The organism is Rossellomorea sedimentorum (assembly GCF_046237645.1).
Lineage (GTDB): Bacteria > Bacillota > Bacilli > Bacillales > Bacillaceae_B > Rossellomorea > Rossellomorea sedimentorum.
This window is the reverse complement of the sequence record NZ_CP143546.1, coordinates 2,485,693-2,509,872: the sequence shown is the minus strand read 5'-3', so window position 1 is coordinate 2,509,872 and position 24,180 is coordinate 2,485,693. Positions and strand designations below refer to the sequence as shown.

Genomic DNA, 24,180 nt, shown 5'->3' with positions numbered 1-24,180 from the left:
ATTGTATGCGGAGATTTATTCAATTTAATGATGAAAAAATTGATTCGTTTTTATTTATGGAGTTGACCGATTTAGCCAAGACTCTGTCAAAGAACGGAGAGATGGAGCTTGAATATGGTCCCCATTCTTATATGGATTTAAAAAATGAAACTGTATATGTGACGCATTTTTGGGACCACAGAAGCAGACAGGAAGAACTTCATGGATTGAAGAGCGATATTTTTCTCAGGGCCATCGGCAATTTAAAACATACCGATTTGCAAGAGACTGCAAAATATATAAAAAAAGTGAAAGCTACGAAGCTGCCGAGTCTGGGGAAGCAGCTGTTCACCTTAGCAGAGGATATCCGCCTGGAGGAAATCTGCAAGCGGGAAAGGCCTGGTACTAAAAAGGCGTTTGAAACCAGGAGAAATCTGTATCGGCAGTATTTTCAATCCCAACTAAAGGTCAATCTGGTAAAGAGCGTTTTTACCGATGCTTTATACAATAGCATCTATCTGATCCTTAATGCCAAATCTCCTCTTGAACAGGAAATTACCATTAATGAGCGCATCGACTTGGCCATGCCCTTCATCAAAGACTCTCTCTTGAAACTTTTTGAGAGCCGCTCTACAAAAGATGTGAGCAGAATCTGTCTTGATTTAATGGATGTTTTTGAAGAAATCCTGGAGAAGGACATGCTGAACGAATATTTTCACTTGCCTGAAAAGGTTTATGCCTCTGAGGAAAAAGGTCTGACAATAGATGATTTAAAAAGAAAAGACCCTCTGGCAAATGATGATACTCTCGATGAAAAGAGTACCGGGGAAGAGGAGGTCTTCGAGGAGGAGATGCGTACGTGGCATCGTGAGACGAGTGACAAAGGGGATTCATTCCTGCAATTCGATCTCGATCAAGGCTCGAAGGCTGACCTGATGGGCAATGGAGTGAGAGAAGGAGAGGATGGGGACCAGGCACTCGGGATGGTACAAGGGTCTTCCCAGGAGACCGCTAACAAAGACTATTCCCAGATGGAAGCAGCCCGTCAGGAGAAGGAAGAAGAACAGGGCGGAGGAGAAACGGAGTATGGAAAAGAAAACCGGTTTGCTTACCCGATATTTCTAACTCCTGAACTTCCAGAGTATAAAGAAATCAAAGCCTATGATATCAATAAAGGATTGATTTCTCCTTATCAGAAGAAACTTCAAAAAATGATCGAAAAGACATTGGAGCATAAAAAAATTCAACCAAGAAGCGACCTTCACTTTGGGCGGTTGAACAAAAAACTTTTGAGGTTCCTGACAGATGACAATCCAAGGCTGTTTTATAAGAAGCAGAATCCTTCGTCTGAAATTGACGCAGTGTTCTCTTTGCTGGTGGATTGTTCTGCTTCCATGTACGACAAAATGGATCAAACCAAACTTGGCATCACGCTTTTTCATGAGTCATTAAAATCGGTAAGGGTTCCTCATGAAGTGGTAGGGTTTTGGGAAGACACAAATCATGCCTCAGAGACAAAACAGCCAAATTATATGAAGGCGGTGCTCGATTTTAGGAACAGCCTGAAACCAGGAAGGGGTCCGGAAATCATGACCCTTCAGCCAGAAGAAGATAATCGGGACGGATTTGCCATCAGGCTTATGACAGAAAGACTGCAGCAGCGCAGTGAAAAGCAGAAATTCTTACTGGTATTTTCCGATGGTGAGCCCGCTGCCTTTGGATATGAACAAAATGGGATTGTCGACACACATGAAGCGGTCGTGCAAGCCAGAAAACAAGGGATTGAAGTCATCAATGTTTTCCTCTCAAATGAAGAAATTGATGAAGCACAACGGAAAATGATTGAGAACATCTATGGGAAATTCAGTATCCTGGTCTCGGATGTTGAGCAACTTCCTGATGTCCTGTTTCCATTGTTAAGGCGGCTGCTGATAAAAAGTCTGTGAGTGTTAGTGTTTGTTAATTAACTTTATTGAGAATACACTTGGATGGGGCTAAACTTCGAAAAATGTAATTATGAAGTTCGAATGGAAGAAGCAACTTGAGGATTCTAAAGGGGTATCGGTTTTTAAAATCTGTAACCATTGCTTGAAATTTCCTTTAGAGAGGTTTCAGAGATAGAAAATCAAGTGGATTTGAAGGAAAGATGCCTCTGGAAGGGTTCTAGAGGCGAAAGCCAGTCGAAAAGAGAAAAAAAGTGTCTCTAGGGAAGTCCCTAAGCCTAGAAAACAGTTAGAATAAGGGGAGCTGAATTATATAAGGTTTCTAAAATATTCTTTGCTGCTATTAAGGAACCAGGTTTGGGTTAAAATGTTCAAAAGGATGGTTCGCACTCAGATTGTTATACCGCTAAGTCCCTGTCACTATTTAAGTGACAGGGGTTTTTTGGTTTTACAGAACTCTGTATTGGATAATATAAATAGATATGACGCTGTGAGAGTATTGCTTGGTGTATAGCTGCTCCGGGCATATTCATTTTCATTTTCATTAAACTAAAGTACTTGGCAAATAATAAGCTGTAGTGAGGAAGTACATATTCAGAAAGCTCAAAAGGAAAGGAAGTTATGTCATGCATGAATTGGATTTGCATCATATATTTCAGCTTGGGCTGATATTGGTGATGATTGCTGCTGGTATTACGGCGGTCGCCAAAAAATTAAAACAGCCGTATCCCATTGCCCTGGTTATCATTGGAGCGTTGATTGGCCTTTTTGATATTCCAGTGCTTGAGCCATTGAAACAGTTCATCACGGAAGGGGAAGTCTTCAATTTTGTAATTATTACTTTATTCTTGCCTGCGCTGCTTGGGGAGGCAGCCCTAAAGCTTCCTTTTTCCCATCTGAAGGAAAATAAAGAGCCGATTTTTTCGCTTGCTTTTGTTGGTACCTTCATTTCTTATTTAATAATCGGATTCAGCACTATTTACTTTTTTGATTTTTCCATCCCGGCTGCGTTTGTGTTTGCTGCATTGATGAGTGCAACAGATCCCGTTAGTGTCCTTTCAATTTTTAAAAGTGTTGGCGTTAACAAAAGGCTCGCGGTTGTCATTGAAGGGGAAAGTCTGTTCAATGATGGTCTTGCAGTTGTTCTATTTAATATTTCCGCGTTCTATCTGCTTTCCTACCTGGATGCAGGTTGGGGAGGACTTGGAAGCGGTTTATGGGAGTTTGTCAAAGTGGTTTCACTTGGATTAATCATTGGAGGTTCACTCGGTTTCGGCTTTTCCATTTTGACGAAATACTTTGATGACTATCCATTAGAAATCATTTTCAGCATCATCCTGTTTTATGGATCGTTTTTATTAGCTGAAAGCGTTCATGCTTCAGGGGTTATCGCTGTAGTGGTGGCCGCCCTGATCTTTGGTAATTACGGAGGCAAGATCGGCATGAGTCCGACTACCAAGTTGAATATTAATAACTTCTGGGATGTAGCTGCTCTGTTAGCCAATTCGCTTGTTTTCCTGATGGTCGGGCTGGAGATCACCAGGATTGATTTACTGGATAAATGGCAGTTGATCCTCGCAGCCATTCCTCTTGTTCTTATAGCCAGAAGCATTGCCGTTTATTCCAGTCTTGCTTTAATCAAAAGCTTTCCGCTTAAATGGAAGCATATCTTGAATTGGGGCGGGCTGAAGGGATCTCTGTCAGTAGCGCTTGTGTTGAGCCTCCCGAGGGAGTTTACCGGCCGAGAAGATATATTGGTGCTTGCCTTCAGTGTGGTCCTGTTCTCGCTTGTCGTTCAAGGATTGTCATTGAAACCATTGATTGGATGGATGGGGGTCAGACCTAAGAGGGAAGGATCATTGGAATTTGAAAACTTGATCGCGCAGCTTCATCGTTATGAAACGGCTATAACGGAAATTCACAGAGTCAAACAAAAACTATATATTACGGATCCTGTATCTGAAGAGCTTGTTGATACTTATGAAAAAAGGCTTGATATTCTTAAAGCAGAGATAAATGAATTGTTTGAAAAGGTTCCTGATTTAAAGCAGGAACAGATGAATTCTTTAAAAAAACATACATTATATGCTGAACACGATGCAATTGATAACCTTCTGAAAGAAGAGATCATTTCAAATGAGACAGCTGAAAGAGAGCATGAACGCATTACGAATGCCATCATTAATATTGAAGATACGCACTAATTTCTAATGAATGGTATAATAGGGCAAAGGAGGCAAAGAGGATGTTTTGGATATATTTTGCAATTCCTTTCGTTTTGGTCCTGATTTATGCTGTCTATCACGACTACCAGAAAAAGCCATACTCTTCGGAGGGCAGTCCATCTGACAATGAGGACTACGCCTATGCGCAAAGCATGGCAGAAGTAAATCGTCATAGCAACAGCAGTGGAGGCGGGCCATTATAACACCAGCAAAAAAAGGCTGTCATCCAGCCTTTTTTTGTTTAGTCTATCAAGTGGACGTAAGCATGCTCCTTGGGGGCAAATCTGAACTTATCCAGACCGTGGATGAAAGTTCGCACCCTGCCTTTATTTTAGGTGCAGAAGTTTGTTTTTAAGGTCATTTTCCATGGATAGGAGTTCTTTCTCAGCCTGTTGTCTCTTAGACCGTCCTTCTTGCTGGATCCTCAATGTCTCTTCGATGGTAGAGATAAGATTTTCCTGCGTTTTCTTCAATGTTTCCATATCGATAATGGCTCTCTCATTTTCTTTGGCAGCCTCGATACTGTTGGTTTTCAGCATTTGTGAGTTCTTCAGCAGCAATTCATTTGTTGTATCCGATACTTGTTTTTGGGCCTGTACGGCCTTCTTCTGGTGAAACAGTGTAAGAGCAATCGCAATCTGGTTTTTCCAAAGAGGAATGCTTGTCAAGATGGAAGATTGGATTTTTTCCGCCAATGCACCGTTCGTATTTTGAATTAGCCGGATTTGAGGGGCGGTCTGTATCGTCATCTGTCTGCTGATTTTTAGATCATGTATCCTTTTTTCGAGCCGGTCCAAAAATTGCAGGGCATCATTGACTTCCTGATATGCCATATCATCCTGTGTGGATTCGGCTTTCCTTCTCAGGTTCGGGATGGTCACGGTAGATAACTCTTCGTGTTTTAGCTCTGCAGCGGCGATATAAATATTCAGCGATTGAAAATAAGTTTTGTTCTTTTCATATAATTCATCAAGGAAGCGATTATCATCTATCAGGACATTTTTGGATTGTTCCAATTTGACTGAAATCCTGTCAACCTGACTACCGATCTTTTGGTACTTTGACAGCACTTCCTGAATGGAGCTGGACAGTTTACCAAAAAACCTCTTAACGAATCCTTTTTTCTCGTCAGAAAGCTCCTCGGGATTCATTTCCTTCAGTCTTTTCATTAAATCGTTCAATACATCCCCGATAGGACCGACATCTTTTTTCTGTACATGATCAAGCATGGAATGAGAGAAATTCGACATCTGAGCTTGTGCTGCTGTACCATATTCCAATATGGCCTGACTGTTGTGCATGTCGATCTGTTTGGCTATTTCCTCCGCTTTCTGCCTGTGTTCAGGTGTCAGGCGGTCGGCAAGCGCAACAGGTGCTCGAACCGATTCGCTGCTATCAGGGGTACTGCCGGCAAACGGGTCGGCCAGAAGGGCTTCAAGATCATCATTTTTATATTCAGAAGAGTTGTTTGAGTTCATAAAAATGCTCCTTTTTACTTTTTGTTTTTGCGGACTACATCCAATTCGAAATCAAGTGTTTGAATATCATCTGAAAGGACATTCATCAAATCTTCCTGCAATGATTCTTCCAGCGAATGCAATGTCCTTTTTGCTTCTTTTATAGACTGAAATACCTGTTCATTTTTAATCGGCTGTGTAGCCAGGTAAGTATATTTTTCAGAAAGTTCAACAACAGAATCAAGATGATAGAAGAAAAACTGTTCGCTTTGATAAAATTTCTTTGGTTCTTTACGGACAATTGTGTAGATTCTGCGCGAAAGTCTGTTAAGCTCCAGTATTTGCTTGAAAGCGCCAAGTGAGCGGACTTGAAACTGAGTCTTTTGGAGACGCTTCATCTTGGTTCTTGCTTCTTTCAAATTTTTATCAATATAACGATAATCGTTTAAAGTGATCCCGTTTTGCTTCAGGAACCTTCTGGTATACACCCATTTTCCAAGTGTAGAACCAAGGTATGCTGCTGCAGCTCCCCCGGCCAATCCGAGGAGAAACGGCTGGTTGAATCCGAATATCATGACGAGGAAGGTGATAAAAAACCCGTTAATTCCTAAAAACATTTTTAAGAATGTAAGCGGTATTGATTTCATGTCATCTACTCCTTAACTCTCTTTAATGGTAACCTCACTACTATGTATTACGATTCAATACGATAAAAGTTTCAATAATCCTGCAAAAAACAGGGAAATAATGTTTGGAATGTATTAATATTCGACAAGAAAAAACTGACCATATGCAGGGCCAGTTTAATTATTAACGATCTTGTAATCGGTGCTTTCCTAAAGGGTTGATTAACCTCAGGGGTGTTCAGCTCAAGCTGTAGCCAGACTAATATAGTCCTTTAATCAAATCTACCAACGTAAAAACAACATATACTAAAGAGTCTTGAAGGCGGCTATTGAAGAAGCATCTGTTTCAAGCTCATTGATGTGAAAAATATCCACACGGGAAGCAGGGCTTGCACCATTTTTAACAAAAGTGACAAATCTTTCTATTTTGTTTCCGTCACCTTGAGCAGTTATTTCAACTGAGCCGTTATCAAGATTCTTTGCCCAGCCTGATATGTCCAGTTCGTCTGCTTTATTTTTGGTGTAATACCGAAATCCAACCCCCTGTACATGTCCTTCAACTAATAGGTGTACTTTTCTCTTCATATTGTATCTCCTCCGTAAATGAATCATTAATTTTATTCCCCAACAGAAAAGCAGTTAATCTCATATGCAGCAGCTTGTTAAATTTTGGAGTATCTCTATTAAATTTTAATTTCAATGGTTGAGAATTGAGTTTTTTTGATAAAATGTTTAATGTCTTTTTATTTTTAGGTAAGGAAGGTGCTCCTTCTATGAAAAAAATGCTTATTGCCATTTTACTATTATTCATTACCTCCACGTCCGTTCATGCTGAAGGAGATGTAAACCAAAAACCTTCCATGCTGTTCAGTGAAAGCGGTGTCATGATCGATATGGATACTAGAACCATTCTGTATTCAAAGAATGCGAAGAGACGCATGGCCCCTGCAAGTATCACGAAAGTGGCGACAGCTATCTATGCGGTTGAGAAGGGTGATTTGGACAGCTTGGTGACCGTAAGTAAAGAAGCAGCCGAAACGGAAGGCTCAACAGTGTATCTGCTGGAGGGGGAGGAGCTGACATTGAAGCAGCTCCTAACCGGAATGATGATCAACTCCGGGAATGATGCTGCTGTTGCAATTGCCGAGCACTTAGATGGATCGGTCGAGCAATTCAGTGAGAACCTCAATAAGTTTCTTGAAGAAAAGGCCGGCGTAATTAACACCCACTTCACTAATCCACATGGACTCTATGAGGAAAGGCACTATACGACTGCTGAAGACATGGCCCTGATTACTTCCTATGCCATGAAAAACGAGGCGTATAGAGAGTTATTCGCCTTAAAGGAGGTTGACTGGAAAGGGAAGGGCTGGGAAACGACCCTTTTCAATCATCACAAAATGGTCAAAGGGGAAATGATCTACCCTGAAGTAACGGGCGGTAAGAATGGATATGTAGATGAATCGAAGCATACCCTCGTTACGACTGCCTCGAATGAAACTTTATCGGTAGCGGTTGTACTATTAAAAGCTCAGTCCAAAACTGCTGTTTATAAAGATACTTCTGCCCTGCTCGATTATGGTTTAAATCAATTCACGCATTATACCATTCCTAAAGGAGAGGTGTATTCAGAAGGGGAAATAGAGTTCTTTTCAGATAAAGATATCACCTATACCGGACTTAAGGGAGTGAAAGACCCTGTCTCGGTTGGCAGTAACGGCGGTCTTGTATATCTGCTGGACGGAAATCCACAGATTATAGGGGAATTGACACCTATGAATGAAAAACCGGTGAGTGCTGAACAAGAACTTGTTAACGATGGAAGTGGCGGTCTCGTCAAAAGCCAGCTTGTTCTATATCCAGTATATTTGTATGTCGGTCTGTTGTTGATTGCAGGAACTGCTGTGATGAGAAAAAAGATGACAGCTGAATGAGCAGAATTTTAAAGTCCGGGTTTATACTCGGACTTTTTGTTGACATCGACAATATAGTCATGTATAATTGGTGTTTGTGGTGATGAATCACAATACAGTCAGGTCTTACTGACTACTAATCTCCGTAGTAGTACATCCAACAATACTTCTGAAGATCAACTCATGCTTGATCGATTTTTTTAAATCCTTATCCAGCCGGAGCAAAGGATCCGCTGAAGATTAAGGCAGCTTTTTTCAATCCAGCAAAAAAGCTAAAACATTATCCGATGCAAGAAAGTTAATGTTGTATGATTAATGTTATTGCTAGATTTTCCCCTAATTCTCACTGGCATGGCCTAGGAGCCATAAGGATGATCGAGAGGAAGGGCTTTCATTGTCTTAGGGCAATTTATCGATGATTGAACCCGGTGTGTGAATCATACAATGATCAGAAAAATTACAAGTAAGACTTGAATAGATGCACACTTCTTTTTATTTTAATCCGGCAGGGTTAGAATAGGGAAGTGTGCTTTTTGTTTTGATTAGATAAAAAAATTGCTGAAATACCTTCAGGTAACATTAGCAGGGTAAAAAAGCGACCTTTGATGTACATAAGGAAAGGATAAAAATATGATTTATTTACTTGTAGGGTTGGGCGGGGCGGCAGGAAGTATTTTACGGTATCTGACAGGCAACTTGCTATTAGGGGTAAATCCGGCAGCATTTCCATATGGGACGCTGGCTGTTAATTTGGCAGGCTCTTTTCTGCTGGGTCTTCTGACGGACACGTTGTTGAAAAACAGGAGGCTATCTTCTGATGTTACGGCTGCGTTAGGGACAGGGTTAATTGGTTCATTCACTACCTTTTCGGCATTTAGTATAGAAACGATCGGGTTGTTTCAAGAAGGCCATTATTTTCTGGCCTTTATATATTTCTTTCTCAGTATAATGGGCGGGTTGTTTTTTGCATGGTGCGGCCTCAACTTACTGAAGTGGAAAGGAGAAAGGAAATGACTATTTTAGCTATAGCCGCAGGAGGATTTTTAGGAGCTGTAATGCGTTTTGCTGTCGGAAATCTCATTAAGAACAGGACACACTCCAATTTTCCTTGGGCGACTTTGCTGGTTAACATCACTGGTGCATTTTTCCTCGGAATCCTCCTGGGAATGGAAGTGGCAGGTACTATGTATGCTCTTTTCGGTATTGGTTTTTTAGGTGCATTCACTACATATTCCACATTTATGGTTGAAGCATTGACACTGAGGAAGACAGGGGATGGAAGGAAGGCATTAATCTATTTGGCTTCTAGTTATGCTGTGGGGTTACTGGCTGCTTTCGCAGGATTGTTAGCGGGTTCTATGATACAGTGATTGTAAACAAGTTGGAGTGCGATGCCGATTACTGCGATTAAAAATGTCCTGTGAATTGTCACAGGACGTTTTGTTTTCAAAATTGAGAGTGATGGCTAATGACAGACCAACATAAGGAAAAATTTCCAATAAACTCATTAAATGGGCCAGCATCCCGTGAAATTCGGAAACTCCATGGGTCAATTAATCGCTAAATGGGCCAAGATCCCGTGAAATTCGGAAACTCCATGGGTCAATTAATCGCTAAATGGACCAGCATCCCGTGAAATTCGTAAACTCCCTGGCCCGATAACCCACTAAATGGGCCAAGATCCTGTGAAGTTCGTAATCTCAATGGGCCAATTAATCGCAAAATGGGCCAGCATCCCGTGACAGATGGAAACTCCCTGGCCCGATAACCCACTAAATGGGCCAAGATCCTGTGAAATTGGTAAACTCAATGGGCCAATTAATCGCAAAATGGACCAAGATCCTGTGAAGTTCGGAAACTCAATGGGCCAATTAATCGCTAAGTGGGCCAAGATCCTGTGAAATTCGGAAACTCAATGGGCCAATTAATCGCTAAATGGACCAACATCCCGTGAAATTCGTAAACTCCCTGGCCCGATAACCCACTAAATGGGCCAAGATCCTGTGAAGTTCGTAATCTCAATGGGCCAATTAATCGCAAAATGGGCCAGCATCCCGTGACAGATGGAAACTCCCTGGCCCGATAACCCACTAAATGGGCCAAGATCCTGTGAAATTGGTAAACTCAATGGGCCAATTAATCGCAAAATGGGCCAGCATCCCGTGACAGATGGAATCTCCATGGCCCTAAAATCTCTTTACGTCGACAATCCCGTAATAAATGCTGCCCTAATCAGTAAAAGGTTTAACCAAAGCCCGAAATTCCTGCTCTTAAGAACTGGCAAGCGATCCTTGTGATTACTTCACCACAATATACCCAATCATAGGCCCATTCTTCTCAATGGTTTCATGGGCTTGGCATACCAGCCTGTAGGTCCCTTTTTTGTCAAATGTAACATTGAAAATGGATTCTTCGCCTTTTTTAACAGTTCCTTTTATATCGGTTCCTTCAATATAGAAGGGGTGAGCTTTTCCGTTCACGCCATAGATGCGGAATTGGACTTCTTTCCCTTTATCGACCACAATGGTGCCTGGGTCCCATCGGTAGGCTTCAATTTCTTGTCCGTCCTCAGTTTCGGTGGCAAATTCACCTGTAACCAGCTGAATGACTTGGACATTTGGGTTTTCACCATTCATTGTCACTGTTGGATAGGAATCCTTAGGCATCATCATCCAAACCACTCCGAGTGATAGTGCAAGAAATCCAATAATAAATAAAATAAGAGACCCCTTTTTCAATACAACAAATTTCATTGTTTACCCTCCTTTGACTAGTACCAATATATGCCTTGTCCATCGATAACTTGTCTAAAATGTGAATAAGCCATCATTTAATGGTGAAAATGAAGCAGATGATTTTCTATCCTGTACATATTTTTGTACAATTTATCCGTAGGACTCGGAGGTGTTAATTAGTGGCATCCTGGAAGATAGTCAGAACGTCGGGAGAGACTGAACCATGGTGGTTTTTTTCTGACTGGAAAAAGGACATTAAAGAGGTAAAAGAATATTCAAATGAACAAGAAGCGTTTGAACAATTTATCTATCTTGTTCAGGAGTTGCATAATAAATTTCAGCATTCGAAGACAAAGAAGAACACTGCAGCTTTCTGGAATGAGGACGAAAAGATATTTTGCGAGGATTGCGATGACGATTTACAGTTATATCACGGCCTTCTGCTCATGGAAGGGGATTCTCTAAAAGTATTCACCGAAGACGAAAAGGGCAAGTTGCTGGCTGCCCTTGAATAGCCGCAATCTGTATGAATCGGTCTCCAATGAGGCCGTTTTTGCTTATAAACTATTAACTGTTCTTTAGAAGGTGTTAGGGATGCGGAAGGCTCGGGAAAGTCTGGAACGGGGATAATAAGAACCACTACAAGGCGGTTCCGCAATAAACACCTTTATTCCTCCCAACTACTCATTGATCAATTAGACCAAGCACCAAAAAAAAACATGAACAACAGCTGTTGTTCATGTCACGGTTTTGTTTATAAATCTGTCCGAAGCTTTATGAAGCGGTATACGTGAATAAAGATGACTTTCAAAATAGCATATGTTGGTACAGCTAGAAGCAAGCCAAGGAAGCCTGCAAACTTCCCTGCAGCCACCAATAGCAGGATAATCGTCAATGGATGAATATCCAGCTTCCTTCCCATGACCTGAGGAGAAATTAAGTTACCTTCAATTTGCTGTACGATCAGGATGACAACAATTACCCATAAGGCCATGATGGGCTCCTGTAAGAAACCGACAATGATGGCCGGTACCGAACTGATAAGGGGCCCGATGAATGGGATGACATTTGTCAACATTGTCAGGATCGCAATGACCAGGGAGTAATCCAGGCCTATAATCAAGTAGCCGATATAGACGAGGACCCCGACACAAACGCTGACGATGACTTGCCCCTGAATATATGAGCTTAACGCATCATCCATATCACTTAAAACTTTTTTTCCTTCCTTTTCATGTTTTTTAGGAACCAACTTCAAAATTTTGCTCGGCAGTTTATCGCCATCCTTCAACATGTAGTAAAGGACAAAAGGAATAAGTATGATTAGTACGACGATATTTGTTATCGTGCTGATAATGTTCATTAGGTTTGAACCCAGCGTGGATGCAGCTTCATTCAGGTAGTCCGTCAGTCTGTTGGTGGTATCCTCCAACGAAAACCTATCCCCGCTTTGGAAGCGGGAGACCCAATCATTTTGCTGTAAATTAAGCAAAGTCTCACGGAATTGGTCAATAAGCTGCGGTGTATTGTCTATTAAGCTGTTGATTTGTCTTTGAAGGATGGGACCTGCATAGAAGATCACTCCGGCTATTAATCCTATGACAGTTAAATAGAGAAGGAGTATGGCGACTGCTCTTGGCATTTTTTTAGCCAGTATGTTGACCAGCGGCCTAAAAAGGTAATACAGTATACCGCCGAGAATGATCGGCCCAAACAAAGCTGTCACAAGAACAGTGATCGGCTTGAATATGAAATCAACAAGTGTACCTAAATAAATGATCAATAATATCAGCGCAACGGCATAGCCTCTGCGAAACCATTTTCCCTCCGGCATAATTTCACTCCTATGTAAATAGTGAGAGACTGCAACAAGTCTCTTTCATTTATATATTCTCTTTAATCATTTCTTTAAAACTTGTAATTAGAGTTGTTATAAAAAAACACGCTTCTAGCTTGGAGCAGAAGCGTGGTGCATATCCATATTCAATTCTTTTTGCTGTATAGAAATAAAGAGGTTGACATATTCAGGGTCCCATTGAGTCCCTTTTCCTTCATCCAAAATGGAGAGGGCTTTCAGGGGACTCATGCCTCTTCGGTAGGGTCTGTCGGATGTCATAGCATCGAAGGCATCAGCGACAGCGATCACTCTTCCGAAGTCAGGGATATCCATTCCGGAAAGGCCTTCCGGATATCCTTTTCCATCAAGTCTTTCGTGGTGATATTTGATACCAGGCAGGATAGGGAGAAGTTCCTCAGTCAAATCAATTCCTTCCAGGATACTCGCTCCTATTACGGGGTGAAGCTTAATCTGGTCATATTCATCCTCTGTCAGTTTACCATCCTTCAGCAGCACTTCATCCCGAATACCGATTTTACCTATATCGTGGAGAAGGGACGACTTTCTAAGTAATTCTATTTTAGAAGTGTTCCAGCCGGCACTTTGCGCAATCCTCACAGAATAGTCCGCTACTCGCTTGGAGTGTCCCGCTGTATAAGGATCTCGCGCATCGAGAGTTCCTGCTATAACATCGAAAAAGCTGGCAAGCAGCTGTTCGTTTTTCTTATCCTTTACCTGGATGGAATTTACCATGTTGTTGAATCCGTTGATCAAGTCGGAAAATTCATCAAAATAAGGGTTCTTCAAAGGATTCAAATTCCCTTGTTCTACATTCTTAAAGCCTTGCTGCAAGTCTTTTACCGGCTTTTCTATATTCCTGAATAAGAGAATGGTTCCCAAGAATGCCAGCATGAGGATTATAAGGACCAGGAAGCCTGCCCAGCTCCAATAATCAGACTGCGGCTCAGAAGTGAGTGAAAGGCGTACTTGAGAAGCGAGACTGAACAACAGGACCGGAAAGAGAGCGAGAAACAACGAACCTGCTAATAATTTCCTTTTCAAGCTAAGGTGAAAATGTTTATCTCTATTAAGGTCTACCCTGTAGAGTTTTAGAGCTTTATCTGCCAAGTCTGTTAAAAGAGGGGCAGCCGTTTGAAATGTTAAGTAAAATTCGATAAGTGCATGCATGGTGGCAACGAGGAATGCTCCCGCCCAAGCATAGCCGATATAAGTATATGGAATATTCAACAGGTCTTTCGAAATAAAGTAAAAAGCCAGAGCAGTTGCGGGAACTGCCAGCCCTAAAAAATGCGGCATCATGATTCTTTTGACTGTCAACAAGGGAAGCTGCAAGCTGTGTTGGTAGGCTCTTTCAAGTGTTTCAAGAGAATAGTGCTGGTCCCGGTAAATGGCTTTAATAGGCTGTACATGTCTCCTGTAAACAAAAAACTCCATTGTAAACATGGTGAGCAGGGAGAAGAAGATGATAAAAAGCATATATTGATATTCTTCTCTGGGAAGGTCAAGAGTCTGAAAGATGAATGCTGAACCTACCCCGAGAACGGCTATAAGTGATCCAACTATATAATTGAAGAACGTTCTTTTCTGAAAAGAATTGAATACGGTCATGTAAACCCCCATCATTTTGCTATGTTGTCATTATAATGCAAAATAGAAGGGGTTTAAATAACCGAAATTTTATGAAATATAGTTTTGGTCAGTCGATGATGCCAGTACGGATAATTTTCATTTCGATGTCCAGATTGAATTCCGCTTTTGGATATATCTCGCTCCACATCTCTTTGGTGAGTTTGGTGTCTCTGCTGATTGCGCGGTAATGAGAGCCAAAGCCAATGGGATCCGAGCCGGTTTCTTGTATCTCCTTTAGTACTTTCATAGCTTTTTCCTCCATGGCTTTGGCCATCACGTCTTCTACTTTTTTAAGAACTGCTGCCTCGGAAAGGTTGAAAGGGACCGTCATTTCCAGAATGCGTGATTCCAGTTTCAGTTTGATATTAAAAGAGGGTTTGCTTTTGTCTGTAACCTCAATTTTATGATTACTCTTTATGTTGTCGAGCATGAAGTGCAACTTCTCCTGGTGCTTTTCATCCTCAGTTGATGAGGCTGCTTCTTTAATCTCTTTTTCGAAAGGTTCTGTCGGCAGTTCCACCTCAGCGGAACTTGCTTTTAATTGATCCATTAAAGATCGGACATAGAATATCTTTTCTCTGTCAAGCACCCCGACTTGACGATCGTCTGAAAAAAGAGCGAATCCGTCGATGCCGATCTTATCTTGAATGATGGCTATCTGGGGGAGTATAGCATCTTTTCCCACTGAACCAAACCGTGTCATAAACTCCTGAAGAGTAGGGTTAGGGATTGTCTCATTTTTAATGTTTGCTTGAAATAAATTATATAAGTAAGTTCCCATGTTGGCCGGCTGGCTCTTTGGTTGGAAAGATAATATTTCTTCTGCAGTAGGAGTTCCAACCCCTAAAAAGATCATATTTCCAATTGATGCATCCCTTGATAAAGTATCGACTAATGAACTGATCCCCTTTTTTGCAATCTCCTCACCATAGAGAACTACACGCAGCTGGCCAGAAACTAAGTTGTGATCGGACTCCAGGTTTGCTCCATGTCTGATTCCTTTACTTGTCTCACCTACGCCAGTAATGACTGTAGACAGGTTCTTCATTGCAGGATTGAACTGATAATAAACAAGAGTTCCTGATATTTTATCTTTCTCTTCTGATTGATCATATCCTATACCAGTAATTAATCCCTGTTTCTCCAAATAATTTGTTTCTACACAGCTGCTGAGCAGGAGGGAGGCTGCTATGATTCCCATTAACAAAGATAACCTTCTCACGTTGAGGCCCCCTTTTGCTTTTTGAATGCTTTTTTCATCAGAACCATCCCAAGGAGGAAAGACGGATACACAAATGTTAAATAAAAGCTAACAGTTGCCACTTGATCAGTGAAGGTATTCATCACGATTCTTTTATCGATAAAAAAGGTCCCTATCCATAAAAGAGCGGCAAAAAGATAGATGGCTTTTTTTTGTTTCATTCCGAATACTCGTTTCATCCCTCTTGTGGCGGCCCAGAAATATAAACATATATTCGGGAGGATGACAAACATCCAATATGAAACCGCTATGAATTCAAATCGTTCCAAGTTAGGAATACGAACAATTTTAAACATAGAGAGGACAGGCCAGATGGTTTTTTCCAATGTGATTTCTGAAAAGAAGCCGATAGAAATGAAAGTCACGACAAAATATATAAAAGTCGTATAGGCAGCACCGAATAAACTGAATTTATATACCTTATTTTTATCCTTTACATAAGGATAGAGGAGCAAAAGCAATTCAAATCCTATAACAGAAAATGATGTCTTATACACCCCCATCCACAGTTCCTTGATACTGTGGTCCCAAATCGGTAAGAAATGAAGAAAATCCATATATTTTAAAGGAGCATAGAAAACAAATAACAACCAGGCTGTCAGGAAGAAAGTAATGAAACTGATCCCGACCAGAACTCGAATCCCCCCCATAAGAGCATACATTGCAAGGAAAATCAGCAGTCCGGATAGTAGCCATGTAGGCATTTTTGGAAAAACCCATGCCTGGACCATTTCTGTATAGTGCATGATGATTAGGTAAGCGATAACCAGCATATAACTGATGTAGACAAAGCTGAAAGCTCCGCCGATCCATTTTCCAAGCACATCTTTATGTATTCCGAACAGGTCGGCGCTATCATAATTTTTCAATAAAATAACCATGACGGTGATAGCTGCAGCTAACAGCAGGCCTGAAAATAAGACGGATATCCAGGCGTCATGACCCGCTTCAAGAAATACCACCCTCGGTAAACCGGCGACACCAACCCCCGTTTGGGCAACATGTATGATAAACATAATAAAAAATGAATTGAACATTAAGTTTTTTGGCGGATCTACATTTATTTTCATAAGCACAATCCTTTTTTATCATTCGTCGACATCTTTGGTATTGGTTTTTTTTTCTTTTTTCATTCTTTGATTATCGACAGGTAAATTGGAGTCTGGCCTTCTTCCCATGAATTGATAAGGAAGTCTGAACAGGCTGTACCTCAAGTCAGAAACTGAAAGCGGATATACTGGTGACAAGTAAGGTCTTCCAAGCGTTGTCAGTTTCAGAAGATGAATCAATAGGAACGAAAAGGCAAACACAATCCCAACACCCCCATATAGTCCGGCTAAAATGATAATTGGAAAACGAATGATCCGGACAGCTGTACCAATGGCGTAACTGGGTGCAGTAAATGATCCCAGGGCACTAATGGCGATGATGATAATTAATATATTGCTTGTAAAACCCGCTTCCACCGCCGCCTGCCCGATAACGATACCTCCTACGATACCCATTGTCTGACCGACTTTTGTCGGCAGGCGTGCACCTGCTTCCCTGAGCAGTTCAATAATGAATTCAAGGAGCAGTGCTTCAAAAACGGGTGGGAACGGAACTTTGGACCGTGACTCACCGAGTGAAACAAGCAGGGAAGAAGGAATGACCTCATAATGATAGGTGAGGACCGCTACATAAGCCGGTGTTAATAGAACGGAAAGCATGATAGCAATGAATCTAAGCATTCTTAAGAACGTTCCCATATTCCATCTCATATAAATATCTTCCGTGGACTCGAAGAAGTTGAGGAAGGTCGTTGGTCCGATGATTGCCTGCGGGCTCCTGTCAACTAAAACCCCTATTTTTCCATGTAAGAGAGAAATACTTAAGCGGTCAGGCAGTTCAGTTGTTATCAGCTGTGGAAAGACCGTATAAGAATTGTCTTCAATCATCTGAGCCAACACTGAGCTGTCTATGATACTGTCTACTTCCAGTTCTTTCATCCTTTGACGAAACGTATTAACATTCTCTTCGTCCGCAATATCTTTAACGTATACGAGGTAGGTCTTTAGCTTTACCCTGGAACCTAATACCAATTCTTCCACGCAGAGGTTTGGATCCTTTACATTTGTACGGATGATATTCATGTTCGTAGACAGATCTTCTGTGAAGGCGACCTTTGGACCGAAGACCAGTGATTCAGTTTCTGCTTTCTCAAGAGAGCGGCTGGCCTTTTCAGCGATATCCGCAAGAACACCGCAGCTTTGTCCCTGTGCATAGATATAGGCATATCCGTTTAAAATCGCTTCCGTTATATCGATCAGGCGGTTTGTGATTGAAATCTTGCCTATGTTAATGGTATTAGCTAATGATCTGGGATCCAGTTCTTCATCACTTCGTTCCAGCGGTTTGATGATATGTTGATGCAGTTGTTCTGTATTTATGATATTTTCTATATAGATAACCAATATTTGTATTCCGTCTTTCTCAATCTCATGAAAAGCCAGGTCGGCACTTTGTTTCAAGGAATCTTTTATTTCTTCTTTCAAGCCTTCGAAGTTGAGGCTGTGGGCTATTGATTTTTCTTCCTCTCTTCGTTTCTTGTCGCGCCATCTGAATACCATGCCCTAACACCCTTACCTGGATTTTCTAGTATTTTGTCCTCGGAGACCCCCAATTATTACCGTTATTTTACGGAATTCATAAAGAAAGAAGGAGAGTCATGGAGAATTGGAGAAAAGCATTGAAAGCATTTTTAGAAGACTGGCCCTATAATTCCGAGTTGGCTGGAGTATTAGTATGCGGAAGCTACATTACAGGACACCCGTCAAACCGGTCAGATATTGATGTACATATGGTGTTGAAAGAAGGAGAAGACTGGAGGGAACGTGGAAACAGGGTCATTGATGGATATCTGATTGAGTATTTCTGTAATCCGCCTATACAAATCCGTACGTATTTTAAAGAGGACTATGAAGAGAGAAGTACCCATGCGGCAGTCCAGTTTGCCACAGGTGAAATAATCTTGGATAAAGAGGGGACAGTCTCTATTTTGAAAGAAGAGGCTTATGAATGGCTGCAAAAACCATTTGAAAAAACCGGGGAAACCTCGCTGGAATTTATGAAGTATGCAATATGGGATTCACTTGATAATCTGCAGGATCTCCATGAAAAAGGGGGAGGGGGATTTACGTTTGTCTACCATAATTCTTTAAAGGTTCTTTTTGAGCAATATTGTCAATTTCTTTCTGTTGAACAGATCCCTTATTATCAGATTGCGTCTTACTTGAGTGAAGAGAGTTACTTGAGAAAATATTTAAAGGAGCCGTTTCCCGATCAAGAATTTTTAGAGTTATACCTAGACGCATTGAAGGAAACTGAAGATGAGGAAAGAATTTTACTCTATGAACGGTTAAGCCGGCATGTGCTTTCAATAATGGGCGGTTTCTCTATAGACGGCTGGAAAATAAGAAGCCCCATTCAAAAGTAGGCTGACATAAGATTCAGGAGTTTTTGTCATAATATATATCGAGGTGATATTATGGCAAAGAAGAAACAAGACCCATCAAAAGCAGGCTTGGGGTCTGCCCAGGTTGAAGGCCAAGGTACGACGGCAAGCGAACTGCCGGGCGGAGTTCCAGCTGAGTCTTCCAGAAAAAGAAACAAGAAATAGTGGCTGGCGGGTCAATCGAAGACCCGCCATTCAGAAACATTTCCGGAAAGCATTACCATTTACTTATTTGACAAATTCAATTAATGTACTATAATAGGAGTATCAGAATTAATATTTTGATCACCGCAAAATCGAAAGCTATTCACATATTATAAAAAGTGATCGCCTTTCTCAGCCGGTACTTTTTATAATATGTGAATTTTTATTTTAAAAAGTAACATATTAAATTTTTTTTATTTTTTGGAGGTTTCTATTCATGAAACAAGGTACAGTAAAATGGTTTAACGCAGAAAAAGGCTTCGGTTTCATCGAAGTTGAAGGCGAAAACGACGTATTCGTTCACTTCAGTGCAATCACTGGCGAAGGATTCAAATCTCTTGACGAAGGTCAGCGTGTGGAATTCGAAGTTGTTGAAGGCAACCGCGGACCACAAGCAGCTAACGTTGTAAAATTATAATTTTAGTGCGCTGATACTAAAAAATAGCTACCCACCAGAAACAGGGTAGCTATTTTTATAAGACCGGTTTGAAGGAACTTTCAGTCACCTGACAAATCGGCCTTGGAATGAAAAAGGAGGTAATGACACGATGGCATTTGGAAGAAGAAATGAAGAAGAAATCAAAACAGAAGAAACAAAGATCTGGAAGTGTTCATCTGAAGGCTGCAAAGGCTGGATGAGGGATAACTTCAAAAGTGAAGAGACACCTCATTGCCCGCTTTGCAAAAGCGAAATGGCTCCTTCATCAGAAGTTCTTCAAGTTGTGGATAACCCTCATCCAACAACTAAATAGTACCGTGATCATTCAACTTCCTATTCATTAGGAAGTTTTTTATTGGTTTAACGCTTTATCACTTTAAAGCGCTAAGAGGGACAGTCCCTCTTCGTCCTTTAAAGTGATAAAGGGTTCTTGTATTTTTTATTTTCATGGCTAAAACCATATATTTTTGAATATCCTGTGGTGTTAGGAAGTTTTCTGAAAGGTGGGAGCTTGCAATGAAGAAAGTTGTATTATTTGCAGACACTGGCATAGATGATACCTTTGCCATCATCTATGCCTTAATCAACCCGGACATTCAATTGAAAGCGATTGTTACGGGTTTCGGAAATGTCAGTCAGGAGGATGCGACTAAAAATGCTGCTTACATTCTTTCATTGGCAGGACGTGAAGACATTCCTGTAATTACTGGAGCCTCCAAACCGCTTACAGGAGAATATGAGCCATTTTATCCGGAGATACACGGAGAAGATGGGATCGGGCCGATAAAAGTACCTGATTCTTTTACGCATGAAGCCAAACCCTTCAGTACAATCCTCGAGATCACTTCCGAACATGATGATCTTTACTTTGTGGATATCGGGAGAAATACATCAATGGCTTTATCTTTCAACTTATATCCATTTATTAAAGAAAGTATAAAAGAAGTATACCTTATGGGGGGCGCATTCCTGGTTCCTGGCAACGTCACAGAAACAGCTGAAGCTAATTTTCATGGAGATCCCACTGCCACGAATTATATTCTTAATGCTGGGCTGCCTGTGTATGTGGCTCCGTTAAATGTGACTCAGTATGCCCAATTAAAGGAAGAACATATCAGGTTATTGGCTGAAAAAAGCCAAAACCAGTTCCAAGATATATTTCTCCCGATATTCACGTTTTATCAAAAAGCGTATGAAGAATTGCAGCCTGGCTTGGCAGGGGTGCCGCTGCATGACTTATATACGCTTTACTTGCTGGTAAACATTGAGAATACAACGATTGTTCAGAAAAAGGTTTCGATTTCCAGGGATAAGGAGACTCAGGGGTATACCTTTGCTGACTTTAGAAATATGGAAAATAACCCCCAATCAAATCATTTTATAAACATTGACTTTAAGTATGAGGATTTTCTAAAAAATGTATTGAATACCCTCATGGGAGAAATTAAACAAAACTGAGGCATACGCCTAAACGATATGGCTTCCTTTGAATAGTATGTAATGTCGATTTCCTTACCGGCCTAAACCGGGAGAAAATTCAAAGGAGGTACACCCATGTCAAAGAAAAAGGTAGATGTAAAAGAAGAAGTAAAAGCTGCAGAAGAAAGTCCTAAACATAATGTCTGGGATGCTTTTTGGAGAGGGGCCCCAAAAGCTGAAGCGGAAGCAGTTGAAACGGAAGATAAAGAAGATGAAAAGCCGGGTTTCCGTTGGTTCTAAATAGTGAGGATGTAAGACCTGTTGAACCTTTCAATGGGTCTTTTTCTTTGTGTCCGGAGCAGAAGGATAGAGGTTATCCGCGAGAACAAAAATTAGGAATTGAAGCAAATATTCAAATCTCTTGGAAAAATCATGAGCATTCATCGACCTCACAGCTTATGGGGTTTATAATGGTTATATAAAGAATACAAACAAACCTAGAGTTTAAAAATAAGGGGTTTTTAATAGCAATGAATATTTTTCATGCAAAAAACTATTTGAAAGAATATTTCGGATATGAAAATTTCCGGCCCGGCCAGGATAAAATCATCCAGAGTGTGCTGTTTGGCCATAATACAGCCGGCATCATGCCTACTGGAGGCGGAAAATCGATTTGTTATCAGATACCTGCTTTGTTATTGGAAGGAATTACTCTGGTGGTTTCTCCGTTGATTTCATTGATGAAGGACCAGGTAGATGCACTGAACCAGACAGGAATACCGGCTACCTTTATAAATAGTTCACTTACCCAGCAAGAGATTGAAAGGCGGTTGAGTGAAGCAGAACTAGGGGTGTACAAGCTGATCTATATTGCACCGGAGAGGCTGGAGTCCCCCTATTTTGTGCAGTACTTAAAGAACTTGCCGATCCCTCTGGTTGCAGTGGATGAAGCCCACTGTATATCTCAATGGGGCCATGATTTCCGTCCAAGTTATTTGAAGATCAAAGACCTGCTCCAGGGACTGCCAAGCAACCCTGTTGTCCTTGCCCTGACAGCTACGGCAACCCCTCAAGTTCAGCATGATATCTGTGCTTCTCTTGAGATCGAGGAAGACAACACCTATATAACGGGTTTCTCAAGAGAGAATTTGAGTTTCAAAGTGATAAAGGGACAGGACAGAAGTCAATTTGCCTTACACTACGTTAAGGCAAATCAAGACGAATCAGGAATCATCTACGCTGCCACCCGGAAAGAAGTCGATGCCTTGTACAATAAATTGAAAAAGCAGGGCATTGCTGTAGGAAAATATCATGGTGGTATGAATGATGTGCAGCGTAATGAGATGCAGGAAGAATTTCTAAAAGATAATCTGCAAATCATCGTTGCCACCAACGCCTTTGGAATGGGCATCAATAAATCCAATGTCCGGTATGTCCTTCACTATCAACTTCCGAAAAATATGGAGAGCTATTATCAGGAAGCTGGAAGAGCCGGCAGGGATGGCGGGGAAAGTGAATGTATCGTCCTATATTCACCGCAGGATGTCCAGATACAGCGCTTTCTCATTTCACAAAATGTACAAGACCCTGCCCGTCATACACAAGAACTTCTGAAACTAAGGCAAATGGTGGATTACTGCCACACCGAGGGATGTCTTCAGGAATTTATCCTGCGTTACTTTGGAGACGAAGAAGCGGCTCCTTGTGGGAAATGCAGTAACTGTACAGATGACCGGCAGGCGATTGAGGTAACTCGGGAGACGCAAATGGTCCTCTCGTGCATGATCAGAATGGGAGAAAGATTCGGTAATTCGTTGGTCAGCCAGGTTCTTGCAGGGTCCAAGAACAAAAAAATCAAAGAATTCGGCTTTGAAAAACTATCTACTTATGGGTTGATGAAGGATCAAAAACAAAAGGATATCAGCCTGTTCATCGACTTTTTGATATCAGAGGAATATATCAATGTCGTCAGCGGCACGTTTCCTGTATTGAGGGTAAGCGATAGAGGAAAAAATGTCCTGCAAGGGAAAGAAAAAGTAACGCGAAAAGAAACAATGAAAGCCGGAAAAGTGACTCATCAAGAGGACGATGAGTTATTCCAAGTATTGAGAGCTATCCGCAAAGACCTGGCCGATTCAGAAGGAGTTCCTCCATTTGTCATCTTCTCTGATGAAACTCTTCGCGATATGTGCAGGAAGCTGCCAGGGGACAGTGCGTCCTTCCTTGAGGTAAAAGGAGTAGGGGCACACAAAAATGACAAATATGGTGCCAGGTTCCTTGAGGCAATAGCCGATTACAAAGTGGAAAGCAAGACGGAAGAGAACACAGCCGGGGAAAGCGGTAAAAAGACAGAAGAGCCGTCATACCTTACAACTTATAAAATGTATAGAAATGGATTAGGTTTGAAAGAGGTCGCAGCAGAAAGAAACCTCTCCCTGACGACGGTCGAAAATCATATCATTCAGTGTATTGAAGAGGAAATGCAAGTCGACACAGACAACTTCCTCAGTGAAGAGGAACGCGTATTGATACAACAAGCAATTGAAAAAGCCGGTCCTGAAAAACTCAAACCAATAAAAGAAGAGCTGCCTGAAGAAATAAGCTACTTCCAAATCAAGATATTTCTGCACGAAAGGGTTATGACGGTAAAATAAAGACTGGAAACGCGCTCAAATTTATTTGAGCGTGTTTTTTTAGTTAGTCGATTTTAGTTATAGAGCTTTATTCGGAAGGTTTTAAAGGGAGAGGGAGCAGGATAATGATTAGTGTCCTTAAGATAGGCTTTAAAGGACGATAGTTGGATAGATTTAAAATTAGCGTCCTTTAGGAAAGCTTTAAAGGACGTTAATTAGCCCAAAATAAAATTATCGTCCTCTAGAAGGGTTCTAAAGGACAATAATCAGGCAAATGAGAAATTATCGTCCTCTAAAAGGGTTCTAAAGGATGATAATCAGGCAAATGAAGAATTAACGTCCTTTAAAAGGGTTCTAAAGGACGAT

23 protein-coding genes are annotated in these 24,180 nt (G+C 41.2%); 14 read left to right on the top strand and 9 right to left on the bottom strand.

Annotation, left to right across the window (positions count from 1 at the left end; all coding sequences use genetic code 11):
* Positions 1 to 5: 5 nt before the first annotated feature.
* The 3 genes from V1502_RS12395 (at position 6) to V1502_RS12385 (ending at position 4,350) form a co-directional block, all read left to right on the top strand.
* Positions 6 to 1,925 carry a vWA domain-containing protein gene (locus tag V1502_RS12395; protein WP_409250957.1) on the top strand — a complete coding sequence of 640 codons (1,920 nt, stop codon included), beginning with the start codon at positions 6 to 8 and terminating at the stop codon, positions 1,923 to 1,925.
* 623 nt (positions 1,926 to 2,548) lie between these two features.
* On the top strand, positions 2,549 to 4,126 hold the full coding sequence (locus V1502_RS12390; RefSeq protein WP_409250956.1) for a cation:proton antiporter: 1,578 nt from the start codon (positions 2,549 to 2,551) through the stop codon (positions 4,124 to 4,126).
* Between the two features lie 41 nt (positions 4,127 to 4,167).
* Positions 4,168 to 4,350 (top strand): hypothetical protein, encoded by a 183-nt coding sequence (locus V1502_RS12385; RefSeq protein WP_409250955.1) that lies wholly within the window; start codon positions 4,168 to 4,170, stop codon positions 4,348 to 4,350.
* 123 nt (positions 4,351 to 4,473) lie between these two features.
* On the opposite strand, the gene V1502_RS12380 is transcribed toward V1502_RS12385, so the two are convergent.
* The 3 genes from V1502_RS12380 to V1502_RS12370 all read right to left on the bottom strand — a co-directional run bounded on the left by V1502_RS12380 (position 4,474) and on the right by V1502_RS12370 (position 6,815).
* On the bottom strand, positions 4,474 to 5,625 hold the full coding sequence (locus V1502_RS12380; protein WP_409250954.1) for a toxic anion resistance protein: 1,152 nt from the start codon (positions 5,623 to 5,625) through the stop codon (positions 4,474 to 4,476).
* 14 nt (positions 5,626 to 5,639) lie between these two features.
* Positions 5,640 to 6,251, bottom strand: coding sequence for a 5-bromo-4-chloroindolyl phosphate hydrolysis family protein (locus V1502_RS12375; protein ID WP_409250953.1), 612 nt, complete (start codon positions 6,249 to 6,251; stop codon positions 5,640 to 5,642).
* Between the two features lie 285 nt (positions 6,252 to 6,536).
* The gene (locus tag V1502_RS12370; protein ID WP_409250952.1) at positions 6,537 to 6,815 is read right to left on the bottom strand and encodes an acylphosphatase; all 279 of its coding nucleotides are present in this window, start codon (positions 6,813 to 6,815) and stop codon (positions 6,537 to 6,539) included.
* Positions 6,816 to 7,003: 188 nt separating this feature from the next.
* Between V1502_RS12370 and V1502_RS12365 the strand changes: the two genes are divergently transcribed.
* The 3 genes from V1502_RS12365 to V1502_RS12355 all read left to right on the top strand — a co-directional run bounded on the left by V1502_RS12365 (position 7,004) and on the right by V1502_RS12355 (position 9,513).
* A complete protein-coding gene (locus V1502_RS12365; RefSeq protein ID WP_409250951.1) occupies positions 7,004 to 8,164 on the top strand; it encodes a D-alanyl-D-alanine carboxypeptidase family protein in 1,161 nt (386 codons plus the stop codon).
* A gap of 609 nt (positions 8,165 to 8,773) precedes the next feature.
* On the top strand, positions 8,774 to 9,157 hold the full coding sequence (gene crcB / locus V1502_RS12360) for a fluoride efflux transporter CrcB (RefSeq protein ID WP_409250950.1): 384 nt from the start codon (positions 8,774 to 8,776) through the stop codon (positions 9,155 to 9,157).
* Complete coding sequence (locus V1502_RS12355; RefSeq protein ID WP_409250949.1) at positions 9,154 to 9,513, top strand: fluoride efflux transporter FluC; 360 nt, start codon at positions 9,154 to 9,156, stop codon at positions 9,511 to 9,513. Before crcB ends, V1502_RS12355 begins: the two co-directional genes overlap by 4 nt.
* Positions 9,514 to 10,440: 927 nt before the next feature.
* Here V1502_RS12355 and V1502_RS12350 read toward each other — a convergent pair.
* Complete coding sequence (locus V1502_RS12350; RefSeq protein WP_409250948.1) at positions 10,441 to 10,896, bottom strand: cupredoxin domain-containing protein; 456 nt, start codon at positions 10,894 to 10,896, stop codon at positions 10,441 to 10,443.
* A 161-nt stretch (positions 10,897 to 11,057) separates the two neighbouring features.
* Here V1502_RS12350 and V1502_RS12345 point away from each other — a divergent pair, with 161 nt between their 5' ends.
* On the top strand, positions 11,058 to 11,393 hold the full coding sequence (locus V1502_RS12345) for a DUF1033 family protein (protein ID WP_409250947.1): 336 nt from the start codon (positions 11,058 to 11,060) through the stop codon (positions 11,391 to 11,393).
* Positions 11,394 to 11,632: 239 nt separating this feature from the next.
* Here the strand turns inward: V1502_RS12345 and V1502_RS12340 are convergent, their stop codons facing one another.
* The 5 genes from V1502_RS12340 to V1502_RS12320 form a co-directional block, all read right to left on the bottom strand.
* A complete protein-coding gene (locus V1502_RS12340) occupies positions 11,633 to 12,712 on the bottom strand; it encodes an AI-2E family transporter (RefSeq protein WP_409250946.1) in 1,080 nt (359 codons plus the stop codon).
* Between the two features lie 114 nt (positions 12,713 to 12,826).
* Positions 12,827 to 14,344, bottom strand: a complete 1,518-nt coding sequence (locus V1502_RS12335; RefSeq protein WP_409250945.1) for an HD domain-containing phosphohydrolase — start codon at positions 14,342 to 14,344, stop codon at positions 12,827 to 12,829.
* Between the two features lie 88 nt (positions 14,345 to 14,432).
* A complete protein-coding gene (locus V1502_RS12330; protein WP_409250944.1) occupies positions 14,433 to 15,587 on the bottom strand; it encodes a Ger(x)C family spore germination protein in 1,155 nt (384 codons plus the stop codon).
* Positions 15,584 to 16,696 (bottom strand): GerAB/ArcD/ProY family transporter, encoded by a 1,113-nt coding sequence (locus tag V1502_RS12325; protein WP_409250943.1) that lies wholly within the window; start codon positions 16,694 to 16,696, stop codon positions 15,584 to 15,586. Before V1502_RS12325 ends, V1502_RS12330 begins: the two co-directional genes overlap by 4 nt.
* Positions 16,697 to 16,714: 18 nt before the next feature.
* Positions 16,715 to 18,235, bottom strand: coding sequence for a spore germination protein (locus V1502_RS12320; protein ID WP_409250942.1), 1,521 nt, complete (start codon positions 18,233 to 18,235; stop codon positions 16,715 to 16,717).
* A 98-nt stretch (positions 18,236 to 18,333) separates the two neighbouring features.
* On the opposite strand from V1502_RS12320, the gene V1502_RS12315 reads away from it, so the two are divergent.
* The 7 genes from V1502_RS12315 (at position 18,334) to recQ (ending at position 23,835) form a co-directional block, all read left to right on the top strand.
* Entirely contained in the window at positions 18,334 to 19,101 is a 768-nt protein-coding gene (locus V1502_RS12315; protein ID WP_409250941.1) for a nucleotidyltransferase domain-containing protein, read from the top strand.
* A 51-nt stretch (positions 19,102 to 19,152) separates the two neighbouring features.
* Positions 19,153 to 19,284 (top strand): YuzL family protein, encoded by a 132-nt coding sequence (locus V1502_RS12310; protein ID WP_409250940.1) that lies wholly within the window; start codon positions 19,153 to 19,155, stop codon positions 19,282 to 19,284.
* 256 nt (positions 19,285 to 19,540) lie between these two features.
* Positions 19,541 to 19,741 carry a cold-shock protein gene (locus V1502_RS12305; protein ID WP_006834898.1) on the top strand — a complete coding sequence of 67 codons (201 nt, stop codon included), beginning with the start codon at positions 19,541 to 19,543 and terminating at the stop codon, positions 19,739 to 19,741.
* 130 nt (positions 19,742 to 19,871) lie between these two features.
* A complete protein-coding gene (locus tag V1502_RS12300) occupies positions 19,872 to 20,075 on the top strand; it encodes a cold-inducible protein YdjO-related protein (RefSeq protein WP_044022155.1) in 204 nt (67 codons plus the stop codon).
* 203 nt (positions 20,076 to 20,278) lie between these two features.
* Entirely contained in the window at positions 20,279 to 21,220 is a 942-nt protein-coding gene (locus V1502_RS12295) for a nucleoside hydrolase (protein WP_409250939.1), read from the top strand.
* 96 nt (positions 21,221 to 21,316) lie between these two features.
* A complete protein-coding gene (locus tag V1502_RS12290; protein ID WP_409250938.1) occupies positions 21,317 to 21,481 on the top strand; it encodes a hypothetical protein in 165 nt (54 codons plus the stop codon).
* A 230-nt stretch (positions 21,482 to 21,711) separates the two neighbouring features.
* Positions 21,712 to 23,835: a DNA helicase RecQ gene (recQ, locus tag V1502_RS12285; RefSeq protein WP_409250937.1), complete on the top strand. Its 2,124-nt coding sequence runs from the start codon at positions 21,712 to 21,714 to the stop codon at positions 23,833 to 23,835.
* Positions 23,836 to 24,180: the final 345 nt, after the last annotated feature.

Bases quoted from the DNA above. Each gene is read 5' to 3' on its own strand.
- V1502_RS12395 (WP_409250957.1), top strand. From the start codon at position 6: ATGCGGAGATTTATTCAATTTAATGATGAAAAAATTGATTCGTTTTTA.
- V1502_RS12390 (WP_409250956.1), top strand. From the start codon at position 2,549: ATGCATGAATTGGATTTGCATCATATATTTCAGCTTGGGCTGATATTG.
- V1502_RS12385 (WP_409250955.1), top strand. From the start codon at position 4,168: ATGTTTTGGATATATTTTGCAATTCCTTTCGTTTTGGTCCTGATTTAT.
- V1502_RS12380 (WP_409250954.1), bottom strand. From the start codon at position 5,625: ATGAACTCAAACAACTCTTCTGAATATAAAAATGATGATCTTGAAGCC.
- V1502_RS12375 (WP_409250953.1), bottom strand. From the start codon at position 6,251: ATGAAATCAATACCGCTTACATTCTTAAAAATGTTTTTAGGAATTAAC.
- V1502_RS12370 (WP_409250952.1), bottom strand. From the start codon at position 6,815: ATGAAGAGAAAAGTACACCTATTAGTTGAAGGACATGTACAGGGGGTT.
- V1502_RS12365 (WP_409250951.1), top strand. From the start codon at position 7,004: ATGAAAAAAATGCTTATTGCCATTTTACTATTATTCATTACCTCCACG.
- crcB (WP_409250950.1), top strand. From the start codon at position 8,774: ATGATTTATTTACTTGTAGGGTTGGGCGGGGCGGCAGGAAGTATTTTA.
- V1502_RS12355 (WP_409250949.1), top strand. From the start codon at position 9,154: ATGACTATTTTAGCTATAGCCGCAGGAGGATTTTTAGGAGCTGTAATG.
- V1502_RS12350 (WP_409250948.1), bottom strand. From the start codon at position 10,896: ATGAAATTTGTTGTATTGAAAAAGGGGTCTCTTATTTTATTTATTATT.
- V1502_RS12340 (WP_409250946.1), bottom strand. From the start codon at position 12,712: ATGCCGGAGGGAAAATGGTTTCGCAGAGGCTATGCCGTTGCGCTGATA.
- V1502_RS12335 (WP_409250945.1), bottom strand. From the start codon at position 14,344: ATGACCGTATTCAATTCTTTTCAGAAAAGAACGTTCTTCAATTATATA.
- V1502_RS12325 (WP_409250943.1), bottom strand. From the start codon at position 16,696: ATGAAAATAAATGTAGATCCGCCAAAAAACTTAATGTTCAATTCATTT.
- V1502_RS12320 (WP_409250942.1), bottom strand. From the start codon at position 18,235: ATGGTATTCAGATGGCGCGACAAGAAACGAAGAGAGGAAGAAAAATCA.
- V1502_RS12315 (WP_409250941.1), top strand. From the start codon at position 18,334: ATGGAGAATTGGAGAAAAGCATTGAAAGCATTTTTAGAAGACTGGCCC.
- V1502_RS12310 (WP_409250940.1), top strand. From the start codon at position 19,153: ATGGCAAAGAAGAAACAAGACCCATCAAAAGCAGGCTTGGGGTCTGCC.
- V1502_RS12305 (WP_006834898.1), top strand. From the start codon at position 19,541: ATGAAACAAGGTACAGTAAAATGGTTTAACGCAGAAAAAGGCTTCGGT.
- V1502_RS12300 (WP_044022155.1), top strand. From the start codon at position 19,872: ATGGCATTTGGAAGAAGAAATGAAGAAGAAATCAAAACAGAAGAAACA.
- V1502_RS12295 (WP_409250939.1), top strand. From the start codon at position 20,279: ATGAAGAAAGTTGTATTATTTGCAGACACTGGCATAGATGATACCTTT.
- V1502_RS12290 (WP_409250938.1), top strand. From the start codon at position 21,317: ATGTCAAAGAAAAAGGTAGATGTAAAAGAAGAAGTAAAAGCTGCAGAA.
- recQ (WP_409250937.1), top strand. From the start codon at position 21,712: ATGAATATTTTTCATGCAAAAAACTATTTGAAAGAATATTTCGGATAT.